At 61.8% G+C, this 10771-nt stretch carries 10 protein-coding genes; 4 read left to right on the top strand and 6 right to left on the bottom strand.

The genetic code is table 11. The features are described from left to right. Positions 1-113, top strand: a 113-nt coding sequence (locus Q8J98_RS14805; RefSeq protein WP_370868071.1) for a helix-turn-helix domain-containing protein, incomplete at its 5' end; no start/stop codon positions are given. Positions 114-240: 127 nt separating this feature from the next. Here Q8J98_RS14805 and Q8J98_RS12440 read toward each other — a convergent pair. The 4 genes from Q8J98_RS12440 to Q8J98_RS12425 are packed head-to-tail and all read right to left on the bottom strand — an operon-like array spanning position 241 to position 6020. Continuing rightward, positions 241-1674 (bottom strand): class I adenylate-forming enzyme family protein, encoded by a 1434-nt coding sequence (locus Q8J98_RS12440; protein ID WP_305294634.1) that lies wholly within the window; start codon positions 1672-1674, stop codon positions 241-243. Positions 1675-1681: 7 nt separating this feature from the next. Further along, positions 1682-3133 (bottom strand): class I adenylate-forming enzyme family protein, encoded by a 1452-nt coding sequence (locus tag Q8J98_RS12435; RefSeq protein WP_305294633.1) that lies wholly within the window; start codon positions 3131-3133, stop codon positions 1682-1684. After that, positions 3130-4581, bottom strand: coding sequence for a class I adenylate-forming enzyme family protein (locus Q8J98_RS12430; protein WP_305294632.1), 1452 nt, complete (start codon positions 4579-4581; stop codon positions 3130-3132). The genes Q8J98_RS12435 and Q8J98_RS12430 overlap by 4 nt, the downstream gene beginning before the upstream one ends. Continuing rightward, positions 4578-6020, bottom strand: a complete 1443-nt coding sequence (locus Q8J98_RS12425; protein WP_305294631.1) for a class I adenylate-forming enzyme family protein — start codon at positions 6018-6020, stop codon at positions 4578-4580. Before Q8J98_RS12425 ends, Q8J98_RS12430 begins: the two co-directional genes overlap by 4 nt. A gap of 210 nt (positions 6021-6230) precedes the next feature. Between Q8J98_RS12425 and Q8J98_RS12420 the strand changes: the two genes are divergently transcribed. Then, a complete protein-coding gene (locus tag Q8J98_RS12420; protein ID WP_305294630.1) occupies positions 6231-7445 on the top strand; it encodes a 4-hydroxybenzoate 3-monooxygenase in 1215 nt (404 codons plus the stop codon). Between the two features lie 172 nt (positions 7446-7617). Continuing rightward, the gene (locus tag Q8J98_RS12415; RefSeq protein ID WP_305294629.1) at positions 7618-8271 is read left to right on the top strand and encodes a sulfotransferase family protein; all 654 of its coding nucleotides are present in this window, start codon (positions 7618-7620) and stop codon (positions 8269-8271) included. Here the strand turns inward: Q8J98_RS12415 and Q8J98_RS12410 are convergent. Further along, the gene (locus Q8J98_RS12410) at positions 8268-9230 is read right to left on the bottom strand and encodes an NAD(P)-dependent oxidoreductase (RefSeq protein WP_305294628.1); all 963 of its coding nucleotides are present in this window, start codon (positions 9228-9230) and stop codon (positions 8268-8270) included. The two genes, Q8J98_RS12415 and Q8J98_RS12410, sit on opposite strands and share 4 nt — an antisense overlap. A gap of 81 nt (positions 9231-9311) precedes the next feature. Further along, on the bottom strand, positions 9312-9884 hold the full coding sequence (locus Q8J98_RS12405; protein ID WP_305185848.1) for an outer membrane protein: 573 nt from the start codon (positions 9882-9884) through the stop codon (positions 9312-9314). A 329-nt stretch (positions 9885-10213) separates the two neighbouring features. Between Q8J98_RS12405 and dctP the strand changes: the two genes are divergently transcribed. Beyond that, a partial coding sequence (dctP, locus tag Q8J98_RS12400) for a TRAP transporter substrate-binding protein DctP (RefSeq protein WP_305294626.1) occupies positions 10214-10771 on the top strand: 558 nt, incomplete at its 3' end.

The raw sequence follows: 10771 nt of genomic DNA, 5'->3' as shown, positions 1-10771 counted from the left end.
TGCGCGCGCTTGAAGAGGCAAACGGCGTTCTGCAGGATGCAGCCGCGCTTCTGGGGGTATCGCGCAAGACGCTCTGGGACAAGTTGCGGCGATATGGGCTGGGCAACGCCTGACCGGGTCGCGACCACCCCGGCCATTGCCACATTGCCGCCCTCGTTCGCCGCCAGCACCCCGAATAACGAAAAAAACGCGCCCTCCACCGCGCCGTGCGCACGGCGAGCCTAGGTGCATTTTGCGCGGTCAGCCCGTCGCGACAGACAGGATGAAATCGGCGCAGGCACCGCGGTCAGGGGTGCCATCCTCCTTGCGCGGTATCCCTGCTACCGGGCGGATGACCCGCGGCACCATCGCCTCGCCAAAGCGCTCACGTACCGAGTATTTTGCGCTTTCGATGGCTTGAATCCGGTTCGCTTGCGCTTCGAAAACGACGAAGGCAAAAAGCTCGTCCGCCGCACCAGGCTTGGGGTTGCGGAAGACGATCGCATCCGCAATGCCGCGCGTCGCACGAATGACCATGTCGATTGCATAGGCGTTGACCTTTTCGCCGCCGATGTTGACGACATGATCGCTTCGGTTGCGAAATTGGTAGCGCCCGGTTTCGTCTTCCCAAGCGACATCGCCGGGGTAGAACCAGCCGTTTCGGAAGGCCTCGCGCGCCGCAATGGTATCGGCGATGTAGGTGTTTGCCATGTAGCTGTTGCGGATGCGCACGATGCCGTCGCTGCCCTTCGCTACCGGCTGGCCCAACGCATCGACCAGTTCAATGGCGCTGTCGCGACGGTAACCAGCAGGCGTGGCAGAACCGTCGGGCCCGCTCCGCCATAGCGTTGCATAGCATTTCGATGTCTCGCTGGAGCCGTAAGTGTCGTCCACGACATCGAAATGGGCAAGAAGCAGGCTGGTAAATGCGTCAGGCAGGCGCGCGCCAATCACTTCGGCTCGGGCGAGCCTGCCCGGAAAGCCGGCGTCAAGAAGATTGCGAAACTGGGCACGGGCACCTGAAACCAGTTCCACCCCGGCACCTCCCCAGTCATTCGCTGCATATTCGCAGCATAGCGTGCCGCCGTTCACCAGCACTGCGAAGGCACGGGCAAGCCATGGTCTTGAACCCACCGGGTAAAGCAACACCGAAGAGCCCCCCGGTGGAAAATCGTCGGCGACTGCGCGCGAACGCTCGACGACCATGCGCTGGCTTAGCGCTACAAATTTCGGCAAGCCGGTCGTTCCTGATGTGTGCACATGAAGCCATGCCGCATCCGGGTCGATCGCTTGGGCCCCGGTTTCTGCCGTGGCAGCGGGGGACCAATCTGCGTTCACGGTAACCACAAGGCCTCGGACCTTCGCGGTTTCCCCCTGCGGCACCAAAGTGTGGGTGACTGTGAGTTCGGCAGGCGGTTCGACGCCCTCGCCGATCTGGACTACCGCAGCGCCGATCCGCGCTGCGCCCAGCATCGCGGCCACCACAACCGCAGCATCGCGCGATGCTACCCACAACAACGCACCAGGTCCGATTCCGCTCGTCAGCATGCGGGTGGCAAAGGCAGCGCCCAGCCTGCGGATCTGGTCATGGGTAAAGGTCCGGTCGGGAAAGCGCAGAGCCGGCCTGCCGGGGTGTTTCGCGGCCGTTTCCGCCTGTGCCGCGGCAAGATGCGTCTGGTCCGGGGTAGCCGTCATCATATCCTCACAAGGCCTCGCTGGGCAAGTCTTTGGCCATCACTTCACATTGCGCACGCATCGGCACACCGTCATGGGTCATCGGGATTCGTTCAACAACATAGACAAGCGCGGGCGTCATCAATGGCCCGAGCTTTTGCGCGCATTGCGCCATTGCCTGTCGAACAACCGGTTCGGGGTCGCGGCTGGCTTCGATCTCAACGAAGGCCAGCAGGCGCAACTCGCCCCGCGGGTCGCGGAAGCAGGCAGAGGCGCGAACTCCGGGCACGCGCAGTGCCTGTTCCACCTCCAGCGGGTCGATCTTCATGCCGCCAAGGTTGATGATCTCGTCGACCCGGCCGACAATGCACAATGCTGCCTGTTGGTCCCAGCAGGCAAGATCGCCCGGGTGAAACCAGCCATCACGAAAAGCGCGGCGCGTGGCCTCGGGGGCGTTGATATACCCAGGCACCATGTATGAATTGCGAATCCGTACCTCGCCGATTTCGCCGCTAGCGCAGGGGGCACCATCGGGGCGCAGGATTTCCACGCTGCTGTCTTGTGGCGAGGCGCGGGTAACGAGCGTGCCATCGTCGAGCGTCTTGACGTTGACGAAAGCCTTGTTGGTTTCGCTGGACCCGTAAACATCCTCGACTTTCTGGAAGGATCCGAGCAGGACCTCCGCCTGCGCTGCGGTGAACCTGGCACCACTGAGCTGAAGCAGCATCAGCCGGGGTGAAAGCCGCCGCCCTTGCAGCCATGCCTCGGTCTGGCGCGGCGAGCCGCATACGAGCGTTACGCCCTGAGCCTGCATGAAGGCTGGGTCGATGGTATCAATGATCGTCGCGCCGTGCACCAGTGCGGCCATGGCGCGCACGAAGAATGGCCGTGTGGTGCAGGGGAAAAGCGAGGTGAACCGAGTCTCGGCACCTAGAAAGTCTGATCCGAGCGCGAGCGAGCGATCCAGCGCCACGCGCTGACTGAGCGCGAGGTATTTGGGGCGGCCCGTGGTGCCCGACGTGTGCAGGTACCACCACGCTGCCTCGGTATCTGCCGCGCCGGGGAAATGCTCACACGCATTCTCGGGAACCGGGGTGTGTTTCGGCGACCAACTCGCCTCCATGAGAATTGACGCAACACCGCCGGGGGCCGCCACTTCGGGCGAGCGCAGCACATGGGTCGGTCGCACCACACCATCGGCAAGGAGCTGCTCCTCCCAGATGACGAAACCTGCCCCGAGCAGCGTGGTGGCGAACATCACCGCGACCGAGGCGATCATGTCGGTGCTCTTGAGCGCAACAATCGCCTGCTGGTCGATGCCCGCTGCCTGCATCCGGAGCGCAAAGCCCTGCACGATCAGCCAGAGCCTGGAATAGACAAGCGCCATGTCCTCGGCGACGATGGCCTGCTGCCCCGGGTGTGAAAGCGCGGCGCGGGCAAAAGCTGCGCCGAGGTTGGCCGATTGCAGAAGCGCGGTCATTGGAATTCTCCACCCGAGTGTGCGTAGCTCATGACCAGTGCCTGGCAGGCCTTGCGATCATGCCGACCGTCAGGGTGGCTGGGGATATTGTCGATGGCGCGCAGGTTCTTGCGGGCAAAGACATGGCCGAGTTTCACCGCGGCCAATCGCAACAACTCTTCGGTCGCCGTGTCGCGGTCTGCGCCGGGAGCGAAGACCAGAAAGCAGACGACCGGCTGCGTGGCACCGGGAACCGGATTCTGAAAGCAGACCGCATCCGCTACCCCCGGTACCGAGCGGGCCAGAAATTCCACTAAGTCGGCACTGATCTTGTAGCCGCCGATATTGAGCGTCGAGTCGTCGCGCCCCAGGATGATCAGATCGCTGCGTGGCCCCCAGCGCGCGATATCCCCGGGATGAAACCAGCCATCGCGAAAAGCCTGCGCAGAAGCCTCGGGTGCGGCGACGTATCCGCGTGCCAGATACGCATTGCGTACACGGACGGTTCCGGCAACGCCGGGCGGGCAAGGCCGCCCCAGCGCATCGATGATCTCGACTTCGCTGTCGAAGCTGACGCCTGTCCGCAAAACGCCACCGTCTGGGTCAAGCGACATCTCGTTGGCGAAACTCTTGCTCGTTTCCGATGCACCATAGACATCGAGCACCCTGCGAAAGCTGCGCAGGTAGAGCGCGGCGGATCCGTCCGGCAGCGGTGCCCCGCTCACTTCCAGCCGGTCAAACGGCGGGTCGATCACCATCTCGCCAAGCGCTTCCAGCACCTGGGTCGGCGAGCCGCAGACGAAGTTGACCCCGACAGACTGCCAGCGCGCGAGATCCATGCCTTCGACAAGCGTGCAAGCCTGGAGAAGCGCGGCCATTGCCCGCGCATAAAATGGCCGCGAGGTCGATGTAAAAAAACCTGCGTAAGTTGTTTTACGGAAAGGAAAATCTGCTGCCGAAGCAAGCGAACGCTTCCAGACCACTCGTTGACTTAGCGCCAAGTACTTCGGTGTGCCGGTGGTGCCCGATGTGTGCAGATAAAGCCAGTTGGCATCCGGGTCGGTCGCAACGAAAGTCGGTTCGGCACCGTCGTCCGCACCCAGCCAGTCCGCGTCGATTACCCGGAACGGAACCCTGGTGCTTCCAGACATTTCCGGTGTGCGGTAGAAATGCGTCGGCTTCAGAACTTTTGCGTGCGCCAGTAGCTGTCCCGCCACCACGAAGCCCGCACCGAGAAGCGCCGTCGCCAGCACAGTGCCAAGCGAAGCGCGCATGTCTTGGGTATTCACCGCGACCAGGCTTTGCGCCCCTACGCCATCGGCCTGCATCCGTGCCGCGATGCGCCGCACCAGCCGCCACAGATCGGCGTAGCTCAGCACCTCGTCCTGGGCGATCAGCGCAGGAAGGCTGGCGTTTGCCTCCGCCACCGCGCCAAATGCACGCGCCAAATTGTTGTGCGGCATGGTCATCGGGTCTTGAGCCTTTGGTAAATCTCGCGGCAGAGAAAGCGCTGCGCGCCACCATCATGCACTCTGGGCACGGCATTTATCTCCACGAAACGCGCGGGAATTGAATCGGGCGCGATCAGCGCAGGCAAAAGTTGCGACAGGTTGGCAACTGCTGTGGCAAATGGCGTTCCCGCTGCGGGAACGACAAAGGCGATCAATTCTGAGGGCCCATCGGGCTGCGGATTTTCAAAGCACATCGCATCGGCAATGCCGGTCACGGAACGCATCGCTTCGTCGATGGCAAGCGCACTTATCTTGACCCCGCCAATGTTGATGACATCACCGCTGCGCCCGGAAATGACCAACTCTCCCTCGCGCCCAAAATAGCCGAAATCACCCGGGTAGAACCAGCCGTCGCGAAACGAGCGCGCCTCGGCCTCAAGCGCTTTGATGTATCCCTTTGCCATGTAGGGATTGCGCACGCGGATGGCACCGATTTCGCCGGGCGGCAACACCGTGTCTGCATCGCTGACAATCTGCACCTCGCTGTCAAGCGGTGCGCCGCGCATTCGCAAATTGCCTTCAGAATCGAGGTATTTCACGTTCTTAAAGCTGCGGTTGGTTTCGCTCGAGGCGTAAAGGTCGATGACCTGCTCGAAACTGCCCAACAGGTGCCGCGCCAAGCCGTCAGGCAGTTTCGATCCCGACACATGGATCATCGGCAGTTTCGGGTCGAAGCTGACGTTGCCCAGAAATTCCGCCACCTGCGCCACCGAACCATAAAGATGGTTCATCCCCGTCGCATACCAAAGCGCAAAGTCGCGGCTGTGCAGGATTGTGGCACCGTTGATGAGCGCGGCTAGCATGCGGGTGATATAGGGGCGCGCCGTGGCCTGAAAGAGCGCACAGAACACCGTCTCGCGCTCCACGAAGTCATCCCGCGCCGCGCTGGCGCGCAGAGCCAGTACCCGCTGGCTCAGCGTCATCAGCTTGGGCGTGCCGGTGGTCCCCGAGGTGCTGTTGTAAAGGAATGGCGCATCGGTATCTGCGCGCGTGGGCAGGGTCGAAAGCTCGGTGCTCTGCCAGCTTTCATCAATGGTCACCCAACGGATGCCGTCGGCATCTGTGGCGCCCCCCGGCTCAGAGCGCAAGACAAGATCGGGGGTGACGACCGCCGCGAGTGCCCGCGCATTTTTCAGCGCAATCCAGGACCCGCCGACCAGCGCGGTGCCAAGCAGCGAAGCGACGATGGCCAAAATATCCTCGCTCTCCACTGCAACGACACGCCCCGGCCCGATATCGAGCGCCGAAAGTTGTGCTGCATGGCCACGCACCAGGCGCGCTAGATCGGCATAGTTCACCATTCTGCTGTCGGTGATGACTGCCAGAAGATCAGGCACGCGCGCTGCCGTGGCAAGCATGGCAAGGCCGAGGTTCGTTTCAGTGTCTGGTTGCAACATCTCGAATTTCCGGACGCTTTTGGTCGGCGCTGCAGGTTTTGCCTGGTCAGTTGTAGATAGCTGCCTTTGAGACGCAAGAAAACCTTTTGCCGCTGGTTTTGCCGTGAAGCCGGGCCTGGTGCCAGCCCGTGCGTTACTTTCCTGGGGCGCGTTGGCAGCGGCAACTGGATGCACTAAGCTGGCGCGGCGATGCGACTGTAGGGCAAGAAAATGCGACGCGATGCAACCGAGGTGGCGATCATTGGTGGCGGCCCGGCGGGCCTGTTGCTCGGGCATTTGCTGCATCGGGCCGGTGTTGACACGGTCATCCTCGAACGGCGATCGCGCGCGCATGTTCTCGCGCGGATTCGCGCTGGCGTATTGGAGCCGAGTGCGGTCGATTTTCTGCGGCGCGAGGGCCCACCCACGCGGATCGATTCGCTTGGCCGCCCGCTCGATACGGTCCATTTTGCCTGGCAGGGCAGCGCGGGCGTGGCGCTCGACATACGGCGCTGGACAGGCCAGTGCATGACTGCCTACGGCCAGACCTTCCTGACCGAAGACCTGTACGCAGCCCGAGATGCTACGGGTGTGCCTGTCGTTGACGAGGTCGAGGATGTGGCAATCTGCGACGTCGAAGGCGGGGCACCGTTCGTTACCTACCGCCGTGCCGGGGTCGCGCATCGGCTGGAATGCCGTGCAGTTGCCGGATGTGACGGGGCGCAGGGCGTTGCCGCCAAAACCATTCCGGCCGCAGTATCGAAGACCTTTGAACGGGCTTTCCCCTTTGCCTGGGTCGGCATCATGGTCGAACGGCCACCGATCAACGCGCTCACCTATATCCGGCATTCCGAAGGCTTTGCCCTCGCTTCACAGCGAACGCCGATGCTGAGCCGCTATTATGTGCAGGCACCGCTCTCGGACCGCATAGAGGACTGGCCAGACACCCGGTTTTGGGAAACTTTCGTACGACGGGCCCCGGCTGAAGTCGTTGACCGTTTGCAGATGGGTCCGTCAATCGAAAAATCCATCTCACCCCTGCGCAGCAGGGTGATTGAGCCGTTGCGTTGGGGGCGGCTTTTCCTCGCGGGCGACGCCGGGCACATCGTACCACCAACCGGGGCCAAGGGGCTGAACCTGGCGATTTCGGATGTGCAGCGCTTGTCGCGCGCGCTGATTTCCTGGCTTCGCGAAGCGTCGACGGTATTGATCGACAGCTATTCGCAAGACGCGCTTCGACGCATCTGGGCAGCGGAAAGCCTATCCTGGCGCCTGACGAAGTTTCTGCACGCCTTCCCTGATGAAACTGCTTTTGATGAGCGCATCAGGCTTGCTGAATTCGACCTGCTGCTTCACTGTGAAACAGCGCGGGCCGCGCTGGCCTACGAGTACGCGGGGCTGCCTTTCAGCCAGATTGAAACTCGACGCATATCTGATTGCCCATGACGCTGATGCGGCAAGAGACGGAGCGCAATCTGCGGCTTGCTTGCGCATGACCTGTGCGCTCCACCACGGCTCAAGTCATGCGACGGGCGCAGAAAAAATCGGTGGACTTTCCCGGTTCTCAAATCGAGAATCCGCGAGGTGCTCAAGTTGGCGTATTCGGCGAGGGACGAGGATGGCGCTTGAAATCATCGGTGCGGGCTTTGGCCGAACCGGAACCCACTCGCTGAAGCTCGCTCTGGAACATCTTGGGTTTGGGCCGTGCCATCACATGTACGAGGTGCGCGCGCATCAGAACCAGCTTGCATTCTGGCGGGCCGCCGGGCGTGGCGAGCCGGTGGATTGGAACGCTGTCTTTCTTGGCTACCGTTCGCAGGTTGATTGGCCGGGTGCGCATTACTGGCGCGAGTTGCTGGCGCATTTTCCCAAGGCAAAGGTCATTTTGACTGTCCGCGAGCCTCATGCCTGGTACGAAAGTCTGCGGCAAACCATCCTGCGATCGCTTATCGAAAGCCGCCCTGTCGACCCTGACCCCTATAACCGCGCGGTCAGCGATATGGTGCATGATCTAACTTTTTCGAAGGCGTTCGGTGGCCGAATGGACGACCGCGACCATGCCTTGGCGGTCTACGAAAGCCATAACCGCAGCGTGAAAGCCGGGGTGCCGCCAGAGCGGCTGCTGGTTTATGACGTGGCCGACGGCTGGGCACCGCTCTGTGGCTTTCTTTGCGTTACCATGCCGGAGGTGCCGTTTCCACGCACCAATTCCACGCAGGAATTTCTCGTTCGCAAGAAGCTCGTCCATAACCCCGATAGCGCCGCCTCCTAGCCCCCCATGCGACCGGCTATGCGGGCTAGCATGAACCGGGCGCGGCGCGCGCGTTCGTTTTCGGGCACCGCGAGCGCATCGCGAATTGCTGAAGCAAAGTCATGGCGAAAGCTGAGTTCGTTGAAAAAGGGGTGGCCCGACACAAACACATTGTCGCGCGCTGTCAACGCCCAGAAATCGCCAGGATCAGGGTCAAAGTGCCGGATTTCCGGGGCGGGCAGTTCGAGCGCACGGGCAATCGCCTCATAATAGCTTTGGGCGCGCACAGGGTCCGGCGCACTCAGGTTCACCGAAGCGTGGCGGCTGCGTGGGTCGGCGCATAGGTCGAGAACGGCAGCGGCAAGGTCTTCCGGATGAATCCAGGAAAGCGAAAGCTCGCCACCCCGCGCCAGCGCGAGCGGCTCGCCCCGGCGCAGCCGCGCCAACAACTGGGGGTCGCGGTTGTGGTTCGGGATACAGCCGAGGTTGCTGCCTGCGCCAAGGATGTGATGGCAGCGAAATATCCGCCAGCCGACCCGCGGCTCGTTGCGCCAGAACGCTTCGACGGCCAGCTTGTCGCGAAGATATGCATGGCAATCGGGACCGTCGGTGACCAGCGGGCAATTCTCGTCCACCGGCCCCGATCCATCCTGATCGTAAAGCAGGCAGGAAGAAATCAGCGCAACCGGTGCCGCCCGCGCTGCCGCAATTTCCGCCATCGCAGTGGCGGTCTTGCCGCCAAGGCCGATGATGTCGAAAAGCAGTGCGACCGGGCTTCCGCCGACCGCCTCGTCCAGCGTTTTTGCCAGTGTCGGCGGAGATACACTCTCCAGATCAAGCTGAAGGTTTCTGTAAAACCTGCGGTTCACCGGCACATCGAGCGAAATCGATAGCACATCAAGGCCGCGCTGCCGCGCTACCGTTGCCGCGGCAGAGCCGATAACGCCGGTGCCGCCGAAAAGAACGACAAGCTGCCGCAATTTGCCAGTCTCGCCAAGGTTCAGGAATGCAAAAGGCCCTGCCAGCCCGTTGGACCGGCAGGGCCTTTCATTGAAAACGCCTCAGAAGTGGAACGAAGCGCGCAGCGCGACCGTGCTGATCCCGACGTAGTCGCTATCATTCTCGTAACCGTTCATGACGCGATGGGTGAGTTCCGCGCCAACCGAGAAGCTGTTGCTGACCCGGTAATCCACGCCAATCCCGAAGTTCGCGCCGAACGAGGCATAGTTGTTGTAGGCGGTGTCAACGTTTGCCGCCGAAGCGCCAACAAACCCGTAGACCAGGGTGTTGCCGATCGGCTTGCCGACCGAAAACTTCAGGTCAACCATCGGCCCGAGCCGATAATCTTCCGGATAACTGCTTTGCTCGTCGGCATCGCCGCCGCTATAGCCTTGAAGCGCGAGTTCGGCTCCGATCACGTAATTGCCCGAAGACCAGCGCGTCCCGACAAACCCGCCCAGCACGGCGACCCCATCAAGCTTGTAGTCGCTGTTGAACGGCAACTCGCCATGGTTCGAATTCACCGACAGACCTGCATATGCACCGGTCCAGTTCTGCGCCGAAGCCGCCTGACTGCCCGCTGCAAGTGCCGCGACCGATACAAGACCACCAACCATTGCTTTTTCGATTTGCATGTATCTCTCCCAATCCCTCGAAGGCTCCCATTAGCTACCCAGTAATACACCGGATAACCGTGTTTTCCAGATGATTCGAAGTTTTTTTGCGCGTCCTGCGTCCAGCGTTACATCTTTGCAGCACTGCCGCTGGCGGCGCAGGGTCTTGTGCCGTGCAAAATAACAGCATCGACGCAGGATGCCAGTTACGCCAATTCACGGTAAGGATGTATGAGTTACGATATATCAACCTCAGCGAGTGAATCGCCGATAAATTGAGCGCGCAACTGGACTCGCACGGGTGCCAAACGCATAATACTTTCTGTTCTCGGCTTGCGAAGGAGAAAACGATGCTTGCCCGCTTGATTGCAGCAGTTGCAGTGACCCTCGGAATGTTCTCTCCGGCCCGCGCACAAGAGGTGACATTGCGCCTGCACGAATTCTTGCCGCTGAACAGTGTTGTATCCGCCGAGATCATCGACCCCTGGGCCGGACGCATCGAGGCTGCGTCGGGCGGGCGCATCAAGATCGAGATATTTCCGTCGATGCAGCTTGGCGGCAAGCCCGCCGATCTGGTCGATCAACTGGTCGATGGTGTGGTCGATATCGTCTGGACCCTGCCGGGCTATACGCCAGGGCGGTTTCCGCGCACCGAGGTGTTCGAGCTGCCGTTTCTCGTGGCCGATGCCGAATCAGCCAGCCGCGCCTACTGGGAAATTGCGCAAAGCGACATGATCGCCACCGATTTCAAGGATATGCAGATCCTTGGCACCTGGGTGCACGGGCCGGGGGTGGTGCATTCTTCGCGCCCAGTGCTGCGGCTGGAGGATATGGCGGGGCTGAAACTGCGTGCCCCCTCGCGCATTACCGCGCAACTGCTGGAAGGGCTCGGCGCGGTGGCGCTGGGC

The organism is Phaeovulum sp., assembly GCF_030684035.1.
Lineage (GTDB): Bacteria > Pseudomonadota > Alphaproteobacteria > Rhodobacterales > Rhodobacteraceae > UBA6213.
This window is presented reverse-complemented; position numbering and strand designations above follow the sequence as displayed.

Coding starts and splice junctions, on each gene's coding strand:
- Q8J98_RS12440 (WP_305294634.1), bottom strand. CDS start 1,674: ATGACGGCTACCCCGGACCAGACGCATCTTGCCGCGGCACAGGCGGAA.
- Q8J98_RS12435 (WP_305294633.1), bottom strand. CDS start 3,133: ATGACCGCGCTTCTGCAATCGGCCAACCTCGGCGCAGCTTTTGCCCGC.
- Q8J98_RS12430 (WP_305294632.1), bottom strand. CDS start 4,581: ATGACCATGCCGCACAACAATTTGGCGCGTGCATTTGGCGCGGTGGCG.
- Q8J98_RS12425 (WP_305294631.1), bottom strand. CDS start 6,020: ATGTTGCAACCAGACACTGAAACGAACCTCGGCCTTGCCATGCTTGCC.
- Q8J98_RS12420 (WP_305294630.1), top strand. CDS start 6,231: ATGCGACGCGATGCAACCGAGGTGGCGATCATTGGTGGCGGCCCGGCG.
- Q8J98_RS12415 (WP_305294629.1), top strand. CDS start 7,618: ATGGCGCTTGAAATCATCGGTGCGGGCTTTGGCCGAACCGGAACCCAC.
- Q8J98_RS12405 (WP_305185848.1), bottom strand. CDS start 9,884: ATGCAAATCGAAAAAGCAATGGTTGGTGGTCTTGTATCGGTCGCGGCA.